The following is a 15020-nucleotide window of genomic DNA, read 5'->3' as shown; positions in this document are numbered from 1 at the left end:
TCATCCCCACACCAGCCCGGCGCACCGCACCCCGACGAAGGCGGCGGCGAGCCCCGCGGCCACGCTGCCCACGGCGTAGGCCACGGCCGCGCGGCCCGCCCCGTCCTCGGCGAGCTTCAGCGTCTCGTGGGAGAAGGTGGAGTACGTCGTCAGCGCCCCGCACAGCCCGGTGCCCAGCAGCAGCTGCCACCGTCCGGAGGCCGCTCCCGCCGTGGTGGCCCCGGTGAGCACGCCCAGGACCAGGCAGCCCACGACGTTCACGAGGAAGGTGCCCCAGGGCAGCCGTGCGCCGTACCGGATCTTCACCGCACGGTCGGTCAGGTAGCGCAAGGGGGCGCCGACCGCCGCGCCCGCGATCACCAGCAGCCAGTTCACCGCGGCCCCCCGCCCCGCGCCGCCGTCCGGGCCCCGGCCCGGCGCGTCGCGGCCGTCGCCAGCCACACCGCCAGGAGCGCCGGGACGAGGGTCGCGGCGAGGTAGGCGAGCCCGGTGCCGGGACGGCCCGCCTCGACGAGCCGCTGGACGTCGACGGCGTACGTGGAGAAGGTGGTGAAGCCGCCGAGCACGCCGGTGCCGAGGAAGGGGCGCACCAGAGGGTGGACCGTGCGGATCTCCGTGACGGCCACCATGAGGACGCCCATGAGGGCACAGCCCAGGACGTTGACGCCGAGGACGGTCCAGGGGAAGCCGTCCGGCGACGCGGGCCAGGCCAGCGAGGCGGCGTACCGGGCGGTCGCGCCCAGTGCCCCGCCGGCCGCGACCGCGGCGACCACGGGGCCCTGGCCGCGCCAGAAGGGTTCCGGTCCGGCCGGGGCCGGGACGGGGGCGTCCGGACTCCCGTCGCCGCTCCCACCCACCCGTTCGGAGCGCGGGGATGTCATGCGCGTACGTCTCCTACTCGCCGGGGGCCCGGACAGCCGGGCGCGTGCCCTCACAAGCAGGGACCGTCGGCGGCACCTGTGCCGCGGTTCGTGTACGGCGGGCCCCACCGCCGCGCCGCGCTCGGGGAGCGCGGCAGGCCATCAGGGTAACTCCGGGTGCGCGCGGCCCGCACGCGGCGCCGGGGCGCCCCCGCGCGCGCCCTGGCGTGGAGCGGCGGTCCAGGGCTACCAGCCGCGCTCGAAGGTCCGCCGGACCGCGGCGATGCGCTGTTCGTCGCGCCGGTAGTAGGTGAGCCCGCCGACCTCCGTCGTCCGCAGCAGGCCGACGGCGGCGAGGAGGTCCAGGTGGGCGACGGCGACCCGCACGGGAACGTCCAGTCCGGCGGCCACCGACTCGGCGCTCACGCCGTCCCGCGTCAGATCGCCGGGCGGCCGCGGGGCGAAGTGCGCCGCGGGGTCCCGCAGCCGCTCCAGGAGGTCGTGGCGCAGTTCCCCTGTCGGCATCCTCATCATCCCGGCCTCCTCGAATCGGACGGCGCCACACTTTCCGCCGCATTCCGTCGCCCCATCGTCCCGCATTCCGGCCGTCCGCGAAGGCGCGCTCCGCAAGTGGGACCGCGGCTGTCCGGGCACGAGCGGCGCACGGGGGCGCGTGGCAGGGGCCCGGCCCGGACCCGGGCCCTCCGCCCGGTGGGCCCCGGCGGCCGGGGCGCGCTCAGCCGTCGAGCCGGACGACCCGGGCCGCTCCCGTCGGCACCGTCGGCCGGCCCGCCGCGGCCTCCCCGGTCAGGAGTCCGGTGCCGGACGCGCCGAGCGGCACCTTCGCCTCCGGCGCGGTGTGGTCGATCGCGAAGAGGTAGGTGCCCGACTCCCCCGTGCGGCGCACCGGTTCCACGTCGCGCGGCGGTCCGGCCGACGGCGCGAGGGAGGTCTCCGCGTCGACGACGAGCCGGTGCCCCGCCCCGGGCCAGTGGTCGGGCAGCGCGCCCAGCGGGATCAGGCGGTAGCACCGGACCTTCGGCAGGAAGCGGACCGGGCGCGCCTGCGGGGTGAGGACCAGGACCGTGCGGCCGGTGACCGGGAGGGTCGGCACGGGCGTGTCCAGGCGGGCGGCGTCCGGCAGCGGTACGGTGCCGGACGCCGGCCGCGCGGCGGGGTCCCGGCGGAATGTCCCTCATCACTCCCTCTTCGGGTTACCGGGCAAGTCATGGGCAGAGCCCGGGTACACTTGGTGATCGCGAAGGGGAGTAGTCCTGCGAACCGGTCGTCGACACACTGGAGCCCTCGGGTTCCCGGTGGCCGGGCCCGTGACGACACGGGTGGACGAGACCTTCGGCCAGGCATCGACGTGCCCGCATCCCGTGCGGGCACCCCCATGCCGGGCCGACCGGTCCTCCCGTCGCCCTCAGGGTGTTTCGCACGGTCCGGGGGTCCGGCCCGACAGAAAGACCCGGAATGCACCTCGACCCACTGGCGATCGTCACCGCCTTCGGTCTGATCTTCCTCGCCGAACTCCCCGACAAGACGATGTTCGCGTCGCTGGCCATGGGCACCCGCATGCGTCCGCTGTACGTGTGGTTCGGCACGTCGAGCGCCTTCATCGTGCACGTCGCCATCGCCGTGGGCGCGGGCAGCCTCATCGGACTGCTCCCGGACTGGCTGGTCAAGGCCGTCTCGGCGGCGCTCTTCGCGTTCGGCGCGTTCATGCTGCTGCGCGGTGGGGACGACGAGGGCGAGGGCGAGGACGGTGCGGGCAGGGCCGTGACGGGCTTCTGGCCCGTCTGGACGACCGCGTTCATGGCCGTCTTCATCAGCGAGTGGGGCGACCTGACCCAGATCACGACGGCCAACCTGGCCGCCACCAACGGCGTGCTGTCCACGGCCATCGGCTCGGCCGCCGCCCTGATGTCGGTGTCCGCGCTCGCGCTGCTGGCCGGTCGCTTCATCGCCAAGCGCGTCCCGCTCAGGACCGTGCAGCGCGTCGGCGGCCTGTGCATGCTCGCCCTGGCGGTCTGGTCGGTCGCCGAGATCTTCGTGGGCTGAGGCCGCGGGGGCGCGGATGGTCCGCGCCCCCGCCCCGCGGGTCAGGCCGCGGGCCTGGCCAGCAGGGTGCGCACCTCGTCGGAGGCCAGGGTCAGGCCGTGCGGGGAGCTGGCGTCGATGGTGAGGGCCGGGGCGTCGACCGCGGGCCACTGCGCGGCGAGGGTGCCCAGCGGCACCACGCGGTAGCGCGACACGGACGGCAGCACCTCCGCGAGGCGCACCTCCGAGGTGAACACCGGCACCCGGGGTTCCCGCCCGTCCTCCTCGAGGACCGGCAGCGCCACGGTGCGCGGATCGGTGAGCGCCGCGTCCTCGGCGTCCTCGGGCACGGGCACCAGCACCTCGCTGCCGGCCAGCGCGTCGAGGGCCGCGCCGTCCCCGGCGTTCAGGATCAGCGCGCTCAGCGCGCGCTCGGCCGACGCGGCACGGTCCGTGCGGGCGGCGTCGTCGTACGGGGTCATCTCCATGGCACATCCCGGTCCCGATAGTGGCGGAAAAGCCACCCGAAGCCTCGGGCGCCCCGGGCGCGCCGGTTCGCCTACCCGGGCGGGGTCCGGGCAATCGGCTGTACACATCACGGATTGCTCACGGAACGCCTTCCCGGCGTACCGGCCGGGGGAACGGCGGGCTCCGGCGCGTACGCGGCCGCCCCGGCCGGGCGACGTGCCGGCCGGGGCGGGACGGGCGGGCGGACCGGACGGGGTGCCGTCCGGTCCGGTCGGGGTGCCCGGCGGACCGGGCGCCCCGGTCAGCCCAGGGTGGTGAGCGCCTGGTTGAAGGTCGCCGACGGGCGCATGACCGCCGAGGCCTTGACCGGGTCGGGCTGGTAGTAGCCGCCGATGTCGGCCGGGGAGCCCTGCACCGCGTTCAGCTCGTCGACGATCTTCTGCTCGTTGGCGGTGAGCGTCTCGGCGAACGGGGCGAACGCCTTGGCGAGGTCGGCGTCGTCGGTCTGCCCGGCCAGCTCCTGCGCCCAGTACAGGGACAGGTAGAAGTGGCTGCCGCGGTTGTCGATGCCGCCGACGCGGCGGGTCGGGGACTTGTCCTCGTTGAGGAAGGTCGCCGTGGCGCGGTCGAGGGCGTCGGCGAGGACCTGGGCGCGCTGGTTGCCGGTGGCCTTCGCGTACTGCTCCAGGGACGGGACCAGGGCGAAGAACTCGCCGAGGGAGTCCCAGCGCAGGTAGTTCTCCTTGACCAGCTGCTGGACGTGCTTCGGCGCGGAGCCGCCGGCGCCCGTCTCGAACAGGCCGCCGCCCGCCATCAGCGGGACGACCGACAGCATCTTGGCGCTGGTGCCCAGCTCCAGGATCGGGAAGAGGTCGGTCAGGTAGTCGCGCAGCACGTTGCCGGTGACGGAGATGGTGTTCTCGCCGCGGCGGATGCGCTCGACCGAGAGCCTGGTGGCCTCGACCGGGGACAGGATCCTGATGTCCAGGCCCTCGGTGTCGTGCTCCTGCAGGTACTCGTTGACCTTGGCGATCAGGTTGGCGTCGTGGGCGCGGGTCTCGTCGAGCCAGAAGACGGCCGGGTCGCCGGTGGCGCGGGCGCGGGTGACGGCCAGCTTCACCCAGTCCTTGATCGGGGCGTCCTTGGTCTGGCAGGCGCGGAAGATGTCGCCGGCGGAGACCGTCTGCTCGATCAGGGCGGTGCCGGCCTGGTCGACGAGGCGGACGGTGCCGGTGACCGGGATCTCGAAGGTCTTGTCGTGGCTGCCGTACTCCTCGGCCTTCTGCGCCATGAGGCCGACGTTCGGCACCGAGCCCATGGTGGCGGGGTCGAAGGCGCCGTTGGCGCGGCAGTCCTCGATCACGGCCTGGTAGACGCCCGCGTAGCTGCTGTCGGGGATGACGGCGAGCGTGTCGTGCTCCTGGCCGTCCGGGCCCCACATGTGGCCGGAGGTGCGGATCATGGCCGGCATGGAGGCGTCGATGATGACGTCGGAGGGGACGTGCAGGTTGGTGATGCCCTTGTCGGAGTCGACCATGGCCAGCTCCGGGCCCTCGGCGAGCTCTGCGTCGAAGGATGCCTTGATCTCGGCGCCCTCGGGCAGGGCCTCCAGGCCCTTGTAGATTCCGCCCAGGCCGTCGTTCGGGGTCAGTCCGGCCGCGGCGAGGGTCTCGCCGTACTTCGCGAACGTCTTCGGGAAGAAGGCGCGCACCACGTGGCCGAAGACGATGGGGTCGGAGACCTTCATCATCGTGGCCTTCAGGTGCACGGAGTACAGGACGCCCTCCTGCTTGGCGCGGGCGACCTGCGCGGTCAGGAACTCGCGCAGCGCGGCGACCCGCATCACGGAGGCGTCGACGACCTCGCCGGCGAGGACCGGGACGGACTCGCGCAGGACGGTGGTGGTGCCGTCGTCGCCGACGAGCTCGATGCGCAGGGCGCCGTCCTCGGCGATCACCACGGACTTCTCGGTGGAGCGGAAGTCGTTCTCGCCCATGGTCGCCACGTTGGTCCTGGACTCGGAGGTCCAGGCGCCCATGCGGTGCGGGTGGGTCTTGGCGTAGTTCTTCACCGAGGCGGGGGCGCGGCGGTCGGAGTTGCCCTCGCGCAGCACCGGGTTGACGGCGGAGCCCTTGACCTTGTCGTAGCGGGCGCGGATCTCGCGCTCCTCGTCGGTCTTCGGGTCGTCCGGGTAGTCCGGCAGCGCGTAGCCCTGCTCCTTGAGCTCCGCGATCGCGGCCTTGAGCTGCGGGATCGACGCCGAGATGTTCGGCAGCTTGATGATGTTCGCGCCCGGCGTCTTCGCCAGCTCGCCCAGCTCGGCCAGGGCGTCGTCGATGCGCTGGCCCTCCTCCAGGTACTCGGGGAAGCTCGCGATGATGCGCCCCGCCAGGGAGATGTCCCGCGTCTCCACGGAGACCCCGGCCGCCGAGGCGTAGGCCTGGACGACCGGCAGGAACGAATACGTCGCCAGGGCCGAGGCCTCGTCAGTGTGCGTATAGATGATGGTCGAGTCAGTCACCGGGTGCTCCGCTCCACGTCTGCAACATTGCTCGACATCAAGATATCTCGTGAGCGGCCGTTCACCGACAGGGGCCCGCACATGGGTCCGCCGGGTGCGCGGATGTGACGGAACCCTTATGGATCATCGATGAGCGGCGTGGTTAACATATGAGCGCCACCTAGCTCGAAAGATGAACCTGTGACTGTCAAAGACGACTCGTTCACCCAATGGATGCACCGCGAGGAGATCGCGGAGTCGATGATCCCGATCATCGGGAAGCTGCACCGCGAGCGGGACGTGACCGTCCTGCTGCACAGCCGCTCCTTGGTGAACAAGTCGGTGGTCGGCATCCTCAAGACCCACCGGTTCGCCCGGCAGATCGCCGGGGAGGAGCTCTCGGTCACCGAGACGTGGCCGTTTCTGCAGGCCCTGACCACGCTCGACCTCGGCCCGTCACAGATCGACCTCGGCATGCTCGCCGCGACGTACGCGGCCGACGACCGCGGCCTGTCGGTGGCGGAGTTCACCGCCGGGGCCGTCGCCGGGGCCACGGGCGCGAACAGGATCGAGCGCCGCGAGCCGCGCGACGTCGTCCTCTACGGCTTCGGCCGCATCGGCCGCCTCGTCGCGCGCCTGCTCATCGAGAAGGCGGGCTCCGGCAACGGCCTGCGACTGCGCGCCGTCGTCGTCCGCGGGAACGCGGACCGGGCCGCCGGGGACCTGGTCAAGCGCGCCTCGCTGCTGCGCCGCGACTCGATCCACGGCCAGTTCCGGGGCACCATCACCGTCGACGAGGCGAACAGCACGATCACCGCCAACGGCAACGAGATCAAGGTGATCTACGCGAACGACCCGTCGGAGGTCGACTACACGGAGCACGGCGTCAAAAACGCCATCCTCATCGACAACACCGGCAAGTGGCGCGACCGCGCGGGGCTGTCGCAGCACCTGCGCCCCGGCATCGACAAGGTCGTCCTGACCGCCCCGGGCAAGGGCGACGTCCCCAACATCGTGCACGGCGTCAACCACGACACGATCAAGCCGGACGAGCGGATCCTGTCCTGCGCCTCGTGCACCACCAACGCCATCGTCCCGCCGCTGAAGGCGATGGACGACGAGTACGGCGTCCTGCGCGGCCACGTGGAGACCGTGCACTCGTTCACCAACGACCAGAACCTGCTGGACAATTACCACAAGTCCGAGCGGCGCGGCCGCTCGGCGCCGCTCAACATGGTCATCACCGAGACCGGCGCCGCCTCCGCCGTGGCCAAGGCGCTGCCCGGCCTCAGGGCGAGGATCACCGGCAGTTCGATCCGCGTCCCGGTGCCGGACGTCTCGATCGCGATCCTCAACCTCACCCTGGCCCGCGAAACCACCCGCCAGGAGGTCCTCGACCACCTCCGCGAGGTGTCGCTGACCTCGCCGCTCAAGCGCCAGATCGACTTCATCAGCGCCCCCGACGCGGTCTCCAGCGACTTCATCGGCTCGCGCCACGCCTCGATCGTCGACGCCGGCGCCCTCAAGGTCGAGGACGACAACGCGATCCTCTACCTCTGGTACGACAACGAGTTCGGCTACTCCTGCCAGGTGGTCCGGGTCGTCCAGCACGTCTCCGGGGTGGAGTACCCGACCTACCCGGCGCCGGTGGACTGAGCACGGCGGCCGTCCCCGGGCCCGGCACCGCTCCGCGCGGCGCCGGGCCCGCGGCGTCAGCCCCCCGGCGCTCCCGCCGCTCCGGAGATCGCGTAGTGGGCGTGTGCGGATGATGTGGCCGTCGGGCGCGGGGTGGTGGCATATGGACCCGTCGGTACCGGTTCGGTCCGGCCCGCATCCCGGAGACCGCTTGCGGCCGTATCTGACGTGCAGTAACTACGTGAATCATGAACTTGTTCACCCGCGGTACGTCCCCCCGCCGCCCGGCGTCCGCCCCCGCGGTGCCGCCCGGCGCGCCGCAGTATCCCGCCGGCCGGCCGGGGCCGTTCTCCGCCGACCGCCCGGGCCCCGCCTTCGCCGGTCCGCTGGATCCCGGCATGGCGGCGCTGACCGGGGAGTGGGTGATCGACCCGGCGCACAGCAGGATCGGCTTCTCCGTCCGGCACGCCCTGGTGACGACCGTGCGTGGCTCCTTCACCGAGTACGAGAGCAGGCTCTACTTCGACGGCCGCGACCCCTCCCGCTCGCGGGCCGAGATCGTGCTGTCCACCGCCAGCGTGGACACGGGGGTGGAGCAGCGCGACGCCCATCTGGTCGGCCGGGACTTCCTGCACGCCGCGGCCTATCCGCACATGCGCTTCGCCAGCACCGCCGTGGAGCTCGTGGCGCCCGACGTCTACCGCATGACCGGCGACCTCACCATCAGGAACGTCACGCGCCCCGTGGAGCTGGAACTCACCTACATAGGGCACGTCGTCGACCCGTTCGGCTACGAGCGGGCCGGGTTCGACGGCACCACCACCATCAGCCGCTCGGACTGGGGCCTGACGTACAACGCGAGGCTGGCCGAGGGCGGCGCCATGGTGAGCGAGAAGGTGCGTCTGCAGTTCGACATCGCCGCCATCCGCACCTTCCCCGTCGACTGAGGCGCCCGCCCCGGGGTCACGCCCCGCGCTTCAGCCGGACGCCGCGGAGTCGAACCACGCGGGCGCGTCGGACAGGGCCTGCTTGATCCGGAACAGGCTGAACTCCTGCAGTTCGGGCAGGGCGTCCACGTCGAACCAGCCGACCTCCACGGACTCGTCGTCGTTCACGCGCGCCTCGCCGCCGACCGCCCGGCAGCGCAGGGTGATGTCCATGTACTGACAGGTGTCGCCGTTGTCGTACGTCACCGGCGGCAGGGCCTGGACGAGGACGACGCGCTCGGCCACGCAGTGCACCGCCGTCTCCTCGTAGACCTCGCGCACGGCGCACGCCGCCGGCTGCTCGCCCGGGTCGGGGATGCCGCCGACCAGCGACCACTTGAGGGTGTCGGAGCGGCGGCCCAGCAGCACACGGCCCTCGTCGTCGAGGACGACGGCGGTGACGCCGGGCAGCCAGAGCAGTTGCTGTCCCGCACTGGCGCGCAGGGTACGGATGAAGTCGGGAATAGCCATGGACCGACCCTAACGGGCCGTTCCCGCCGTCCTGCACGGAACGACGGCCGCCGGACCGGACGACGGCTGCCGGACCGGGCGGTGGCCGCCTGACCGGACGGCGGCCGTCGTGAAGACGGCGGCTGCCGAAAGGGCCGCCGGGCGGCGGAACCGGCAGGCGGCGGACCCGGCGGGCGGCGGTCCGGAAGGAAGCCGTCGGTCCACGGACCCGGGCGGCGGCTACCTGCCGCCGGCCCGCCGCCGGCGCACCGCCGCCGTCGCGCTCCAGCCGAGTCCGGCAGCGGCGAGCAGCACGAGCACCGCCTCCGGGAGCGTGCCGAGGCGCGTGGCCGGGGTCTGCGAGGAGCGCAGCGGCACCTCCTGCACCAGAGAGTCCGCCACGAACATGCCGGTCTTCTGCGCGACCGTGCCGTCCGGCATGATCACGGCGCTGACGCCGCTGGTCACCGGCACCGTGACGGTGCGGCTGTGCTCCACGGCGCGGATCCGGGACATGGCGAGCTGCTGGTAGGTCATCTCGCTGCGGTCGAAGGTGGCGTTGTTGCTGGGCACGGAGATCAGCTGGGCGCCCCCGGTGACGGTGTCGCGCACCGCCCAGTCGAAGGCCGCCTCGTAGCAGGTGGCGAGCCCGACCCGGGTGCCGGCCAGGGTGAAGACGCCCGGGTCGCTCCCCCGGCTGAAGTCCTGGCGGACCATGGAGGTCCAGTCGTCGTTGATCGCGCCGATCAGGGAACGCAGCGGGAGGTACTCGCCGAAGGGCTGGATCTGCCGCTTGTCGTAGGTGTCGACGGGCCCCTTGTCGGGGTCCCAGAGGATCTGCTCGTTGTAGAGCCTGCCGTCCCGCCGGACCACGCCACCGACGGAGACGGGCGCCCCGACCGCCCGGACCGCACGGTCGATCACGTCGTACGCGTCGGGGTTGGTGAAGGGGTCGATGTCGGAGGAGTTCTCCGGCCACAGCACGAAGTCGGGCTGCTCCGCTTCACCGGCCCGCACCTCGGCCGCGAGGCGCTCGGTCTCCCGTACGTGGTGGTCGAGCACGGCGCGGCGCTGGGCGTTGAAGTCGAGGCCCGCGCGCGGGACGTTGCCCTGGATCACCGCGACGGTGGCGGTCCCGTCCTCCGCCTCGTCGCTGACCAGGGGCCGCGCGGCGAGGGCGCCCGCCACGGGGACGACCACGCTCAGCAGGGCCGCCGCGGCGGCGCCGCGCCGCACGGCACGGGTACGGCGTGCCTCCAGGGCCACGCGTACGGCCTCGCAGAGCCCGAAGCCGCACAGGACGACGGCGAAGCCGAGCACCGGGGTGCCGCCCACCGCCGCGAGCGGCAGGAAGACGCCGTCCGCCTGCCCGAAGGCGATCTTGCCCCAGGGGAAGCCGCCGAACGGCACGCGCGCGCGTGCCGCCTCCCCGGCGGTCCACAGCGCCGCCGCCCACAGCGGCCACGCGGGCAGCCGGGACACGAGCGCCACGCCCGCGCCCACCAGCGCGACGAGGACCGCCTCCACGAGGGCGAGGGCGAGCCAGGGGCCGGGGCCGACCTCCACGCCGGTCCACACCAGCAGGGGCAGCAGGAAGCCGAGGCCGAAGAGGTAGCCGAGCCCGAGGCCCGCCTTCCAGGTGCGGCCGCGCAGCGTCCGACCGAAGGCGGCGAAGGCCGGCAGGGCGAGCCACCACAGGGTGCGCGGCGGGAAGCTGACGTACAGCAGCGCTCCGGAGAGCGCCGCGACGGCGGCCGGAACGAGCCGGCGCACCAGCCGGGCCCGGCGCGAGGCGGGCCGGCCCTGCGGTCCGAGCCGTTCCGGCTCGTCCACGGAGGTCACTGTGGCGGTCACTCCGGGAGTGTACGGCGCGTGACCTGGGCGCCGACAGGACGGTCCGGCGGCGCCGGCGGGACGCCCCGCTCCCCCGCCCCGTCCCGCCCGCCGCCCTCCTCCTCCGGCACACCGCCTCTTCGTCCGCCCCATCGTTTCTGCGCAAGACGTCCCCAATGCGGCGCATCAGCCGTTACGGTGTGGCCGGACCCCGACCCACCGGCCGTATCCGGCCAGGCGGCCGGGCTCCGTCACAGGTCGGGGGGCGACGGTGGGGACCACGGGGACGACGTCGGCGGTTCCGGCGCCGGCGTACGGCAGGCGCGGCGCGGTGGACGGGACCGGCATGGTCCTGCTCGGCGGCTGCGCCGCCTGGGCACTGGTCACCGCCGCCGCGCACGGCGGCCGCCCCGAGGGCGTGCTCCTCGCCGTGCTCGCCGTGGCGGCCGGCTACGCGGCGGGACGCATCTGCGGCGCGCTGCTCCCCGTGGCCGCGCCCGCGGCGGGCGCGGCGGCCGGGGTCTGTCTCGCCCTGACCGGACCGCACCTGGCGCCCGGTCCCGCCCACGCCGCCCCGCTCGGCCGCACCGGCGCCACCGCCGCCCTGCTCGCGCTCTCCGTGGGAGCCGCGTGCTGCGCGGCGTGGGCGGCCCGCCCCGGGACGACGCGGCGGGTCCTGTGCCTCATGGCGGCCGGGATCGCGGCGGCCGCGGCCGCCGTCGGGCCGGTCGCGGGCTGCGTCGCGTGCCTCGGCGTGCTGCTGTGCTCGCTGGCCGCCGCCCGGACGCGGCGCGCCCCGGGGCTCGCGGGCCTCGCGGTCGCCGCGGCCGCGGTCGCCGGGACGGCCTGGGCCGTCGCCGGGGACGCGCTGCCCGAGGGGCTGACGGCATGCCTGGAGGGGCAGCTCACGCGGCAGCGGGTCCTGCTGTGGCAGGACGCCGCGGCCCTGGCGCGGGGCAACCCGGGACTGGGGGTGGGCCCCGGCCGGTTCGGGGGGCTGAGTCCGACGGCCGCCCGGTCGCTGCTGTCCGACGGCAAGCCGCACTCGGCGCCGTTGCAGCAGGCGGCCGAGCAGGGCGTCGTCGGGCTGGTCCTGCTGGCGGCGGTGTTCGGCTGGGTGCTGTACGCGCTGTGGCGCTCCACGCGGCCGACGCCGGTCGCGCTGAGCGCCGCCGCCGCGCTCACGGCGCTGGCGGCGCTCGCCTCGGCCGGCAACGCGCTGAGCTTCACGACGGTGACGGCGGGCGCCGGGCTGCTCGCGGGGTTCGCCACGGCGCGTCCCCTGGCCGACGGCACCGAGGGCGCCGGGGACACCGGGACCACCGGCGACACGCCTCCGGAGGGGACGGCCGCCGCGAGGGGGCACGCGTGGGAGACCGCGCAGGACCGGTGATCCGGCGCGGACCCGGCGACACGCGCGCACGGCACCGACGGGCTCTAGCGGACCTCGCCGTCCCGGGGCCCCGTCCTCAGGTGGTGGCGGATGGCCCGCACCGCGGCCTCTGCGTTGTCCACGGTGATCGTGAACAGGTGGCCGTCGCCGAGACGCAGCACCAGGCCCTCGCCGCGCCGGACGACGACGGCGGTGCCCTTCTCGGGCCGCCAGCGGTAGCCCCAGCCGCCCCACTGCCGCGGGGTGACGTGGGGCGCGAAGTCGGCGTGCACGACGTTCGACAGCAGGATCCGGCGGCGCGGCACGCCCATGTGCCCGCAGCGCACCTCCAGGCAGTCCTTGTCGACCTTGACGGCGACGTGCACGAAGGCGAGCGTGCCGAACAGGACCAGGAGGCCTCCGGCGATGCAGCCGACGACGGACATCACGAGCGGCAGGACGCCCGTCGCCCACGCCGAGTCGACCGCCAGTTGGACGCCGAGCGCCACACAGGCCGCTCCGCCCAGCGCGAGCAGCCACTGGGCGCGGTTGGTCGCGCGCCCGGTCCAGACCTCGGGGTGGCGGGGGGTCCCGGGAACGCCGTCACCGCCGTGGGGGTGGTCCCTCATACCTTCGAGCGTACCGAGGATCCGTACGGGCGGCAGGGGGGCGCGCACCACGGCCGGGCCGGGCGGGCGGCGGGTGGGGCGGCGGCCCGAGCCGGCCGGGGCGGGAGACGGAGGAGCGGCCTCCGGGGCGGCCGGGGCCGGCGGGCGCGGCCCGTGCACGACCCCGTGCGCGGCTTGTGGACCGCCCGCTTCCGGTACGCGGGCGGCGGGCCTCCGGTGCGGCGGGCTCAGCCCGCGTGGCTCACCGCGCGCAGCAGCCGGCCCTCCGCGTAGCCGAGTGCGGCGGCGGGCAGGGCCGCCTCGTGCCCGCTGAGCAGAACCGTCAGCGATCCCGTGGCGGGCGCCTCGGGGCGGGGGGCCGCGCCGACGCGGCGCAGCGCCTGGGCGGCCACCGCGCCGGCCGAGCCGTGCAGGACCAGCGGCGGCCGCTCCGGCCTCTGCAGGGCGGCGCGGACGCGCTCGGCGACCAGCTCGTAATGGGTGCAGCCCAGGACGACGGACCGCACGTCGTCCGGCGTCAGGGCGGCCGCCGCGGCGACGGCCTCGTCGATCGCGGCCTCGTCGGCGCTCTGGACGGCCTCCGCGAGACCCCAGCACGGCACCTCGGTGACCTCGACGCCCGCCGCGAACTCCTGGATGAGCCCCCGCTGGTACGGGCTGCCGGTGGTGGCCGGCGTCGCCCAGATCACGACGGGCCCGCCGCCCGCGGCGGCCGGCTTGATCGCGGGGACGGTGCCGACGACCGGCAGCTGCGGTTCGAGGCGGGCGCGCAGGGCGGACAGGGCGTGCACGGAGGCGGTGTTGCAGGCGACGACCAGGACGTCCGGCCGGTGCGCGGCGGCCGCCTCGGCGACGGCGAGGGCGCGCTCGGTGATGCCCTCCGGGGTGCGCGGTCCCCAGGGCATGCCCTCCGGGTCGCTGGAGAGGACGAGATCGGCGTCCGGGCGCAGGCGCCGTACGGCCGCGGCCGTCGGAAGCAGGCCGATTCCGGAGTCCATGAGCGCGATCTTCACCCGATCACCATAGTCGATGCGCCCGCCCGGGCCTTTTCCGTGGGGCAGACTGCGGCGGATGAGCGCCCTCGTGTGGATCGCCGCCGCCTCCCTCGCGGCATGGCTGTGGCTGCTGCTGGGCCAGGGCTTCTTCTGGCGTACGGACGTCCGGCTCCCGCCGCTCGGGGAGCCGCGGGAATGGCCGGACGTCTGCGTCGTCGTGCCGGCGCGCGACGAGGCCGCCGTCCTGCCCCTGAGCCTGCCGACGCTGCTGGCGCAGGACTACCCCGGCAGGGCCGAGGTCTTCCTGGTGGACGACGGCAGCACGGACGGCACCGGGGACCTGGCCCGCGAGCTGGCGGAGCGGCACGGCGGGCTGCCGCTCACCGTCGGCTCCCCCGGCGATCCGCCGCCGGGCTGGACGGGCAAGCTGTGGGCCGTGCGGCACGGCGTCGGCCTGGCCCGCGCGCGGGCCCCCGAGTTCCTGCTCCTGACGGACGCGGACATCGCCCACGCCCCGGACAGCCTGGAACGGCTGGTGGCCGCCGCGCACGCCGGCGGCTTCGACCTCGTGTCGCAGATGGCCCGGCTGCGGGTGGCCGGTACGTGGGAGCGGCTGGTGGTGCCGGCCTTCGTGTACTTCTTCGCGCAGCTCTACCCGTTCCGCCGGATCGGGCGGCGCGCGTCGCGGACGGCGGCCGCGGCGGGCGGCTGCGTGCTGCTGCGGGCGGAGGCGGCCGCGCGGGCCGGGGTCCCCGACGCGATCCGGCACGCCGTCATCGACGACGTGGCCCTCGCCCGGGCGGTCAAGCGGACCGGCGGCCGTGTCTGGCTGGGCCTGGCCGACCGGGTCGACAGCGTGCGCCCCTACCCGCGGTTGCGCGATCTGTGGCGGATGGTCTCCCGCAGCGCGTACGCCCAGCTCCGGCACAACCCGCTCGTCCTGCTGGGCACGGTCGCCGGCCTCGCGCTGGTGTACCTGGCGCCGCCCGTGGTGCTCGTGGCGGGCCTCGCCACGGGTGGTGCCGCGGCCGCGACGGCGGCGGGGCTCGCCTGGCTGGTGATGACCGCGACGTACGTGCCGATGCTCCGCTACTACCGGCTGCCGCCGCTCCTGGCACCCCTGCTGCCGTTCACCGCGTCGCTGTACCTCCTCATGACGGTCGACTCGGCGGTACGGCACTACAGGGGGCGCGGCGCGGCGTGGAAGGGGCGCACCTACGCCCGTCCCGGCACCGCGTCCGGGCAGTGA

14 protein-coding genes and 1 pseudogene are annotated in these 15020 nt (G+C 74.5%); 5 read left to right on the top strand and 10 right to left on the bottom strand.

Annotated features, from left to right (window positions below):
- From crcB (IE271_RS15585) to IE271_RS42020, 4 genes and pseudogenes are all read right to left on the bottom strand, one after another.
- The gene (gene crcB / locus IE271_RS15585) at positions 1 to 375 is read right to left on the bottom strand and encodes a fluoride efflux transporter CrcB (RefSeq protein WP_190190900.1); all 375 of its coding nucleotides are present in this window, start codon (positions 373 to 375) and stop codon (positions 1 to 3) included.
- On the bottom strand, positions 372 to 881 hold the full coding sequence (gene crcB / locus IE271_RS15580) for a fluoride efflux transporter CrcB (protein ID WP_190190899.1): 510 nt from the start codon (positions 879 to 881) through the stop codon (positions 372 to 374). Before crcB (IE271_RS15580) ends, crcB (IE271_RS15585) begins: the two co-directional genes overlap by 4 nt.
- A gap of 225 nt (positions 882 to 1106) precedes the next feature.
- Complete coding sequence (locus IE271_RS15575; RefSeq protein ID WP_190190898.1) at positions 1107 to 1394, bottom strand: ArsR family transcriptional regulator; 288 nt, start codon at positions 1392 to 1394, stop codon at positions 1107 to 1109.
- Positions 1395 to 1596: 202 nt separating this feature from the next.
- Positions 1597 to 1803: pseudogene (locus tag IE271_RS42020) on the bottom strand (Beta-galactosidase C-terminal domain); the annotation flags it as partial.
- A 533-nt stretch (positions 1804 to 2336) separates the two neighbouring features.
- On the opposite strand from IE271_RS42020, the gene IE271_RS15565 reads away from it, so the two are divergent.
- A complete protein-coding gene (locus tag IE271_RS15565; protein WP_190190897.1) occupies positions 2337 to 2924 on the top strand; it encodes a TMEM165/GDT1 family protein in 588 nt (195 codons plus the stop codon).
- A 41-nt stretch (positions 2925 to 2965) separates the two neighbouring features.
- Here IE271_RS15565 and IE271_RS15560 read toward each other — a convergent pair whose 3' ends face one another.
- Together IE271_RS15560 and IE271_RS15555 are read right to left on the bottom strand one after the other, a co-directional pair.
- Positions 2966 to 3391 (bottom strand): SseB family protein, encoded by a 426-nt coding sequence (locus IE271_RS15560; protein WP_190190896.1) that lies wholly within the window; start codon positions 3389 to 3391, stop codon positions 2966 to 2968.
- A gap of 281 nt (positions 3392 to 3672) precedes the next feature.
- Positions 3673 to 5892 (bottom strand): NADP-dependent isocitrate dehydrogenase, encoded by a 2220-nt coding sequence (locus IE271_RS15555; RefSeq protein ID WP_190190895.1) that lies wholly within the window; start codon positions 5890 to 5892, stop codon positions 3673 to 3675.
- A gap of 180 nt (positions 5893 to 6072) precedes the next feature.
- Between IE271_RS15555 and IE271_RS15550 the strand changes: the two genes are divergently transcribed.
- A complete protein-coding gene (locus tag IE271_RS15550; protein WP_190190894.1) occupies positions 6073 to 7527 on the top strand; it encodes a glyceraldehyde-3-phosphate dehydrogenase in 1455 nt (484 codons plus the stop codon).
- A 227-nt stretch (positions 7528 to 7754) separates the two neighbouring features.
- The gene (locus IE271_RS15545; protein WP_190190893.1) at positions 7755 to 8453 is read left to right on the top strand and encodes a YceI family protein; all 699 of its coding nucleotides are present in this window, start codon (positions 7755 to 7757) and stop codon (positions 8451 to 8453) included.
- Between the two features lie 30 nt (positions 8454 to 8483).
- On the opposite strand, the gene IE271_RS15540 is transcribed toward IE271_RS15545, so the two are convergent.
- Together IE271_RS15540 and lnt are read right to left on the bottom strand one after the other, a co-directional pair.
- A complete protein-coding gene (locus tag IE271_RS15540) occupies positions 8484 to 8963 on the bottom strand; it encodes an NUDIX hydrolase (protein WP_190190892.1) in 480 nt (159 codons plus the stop codon).
- A 219-nt stretch (positions 8964 to 9182) separates the two neighbouring features.
- Positions 9183 to 10796 (bottom strand): apolipoprotein N-acyltransferase, encoded by a 1614-nt coding sequence (gene lnt, locus IE271_RS15535; protein ID WP_190190891.1) that lies wholly within the window; start codon positions 10794 to 10796, stop codon positions 9183 to 9185.
- Positions 10797 to 11121: 325 nt separating this feature from the next.
- Between lnt and IE271_RS15530 the strand changes: the two genes are divergently transcribed.
- Complete coding sequence (locus tag IE271_RS15530; protein WP_190191005.1) at positions 11122 to 12168, top strand: O-antigen ligase family protein; 1047 nt, start codon at positions 11122 to 11124, stop codon at positions 12166 to 12168.
- Positions 12169 to 12212: 44 nt separating this feature from the next.
- Here the strand turns inward: IE271_RS15530 and IE271_RS15525 are convergent, their stop codons facing one another.
- The gene (locus tag IE271_RS15525; RefSeq protein ID WP_190190890.1) at positions 12213 to 12776 is read right to left on the bottom strand and encodes a hypothetical protein; all 564 of its coding nucleotides are present in this window, start codon (positions 12774 to 12776) and stop codon (positions 12213 to 12215) included.
- 227 nt (positions 12777 to 13003) lie between these two features.
- Positions 13004 to 13789, bottom strand: coding sequence for a glutamate racemase (locus IE271_RS15520; protein ID WP_190190889.1), 786 nt, complete (start codon positions 13787 to 13789; stop codon positions 13004 to 13006).
- Between the two features lie 58 nt (positions 13790 to 13847).
- Here IE271_RS15520 and IE271_RS15515 point away from each other — a divergent pair, with 58 nt between their 5' ends.
- On the top strand, positions 13848 to 15020 hold the full coding sequence (locus IE271_RS15515) for a glycosyltransferase (protein WP_190190888.1): 1173 nt from the start codon (positions 13848 to 13850) through the stop codon (positions 15018 to 15020).

This window comes from Streptomyces minutiscleroticus, assembly GCF_014650875.1.
GTDB lineage: Bacteria > Actinomycetota > Actinomycetes > Streptomycetales > Streptomycetaceae > Streptomyces > Streptomyces minutiscleroticus.
This window is presented reverse-complemented; position numbering and strand designations above follow the sequence as displayed.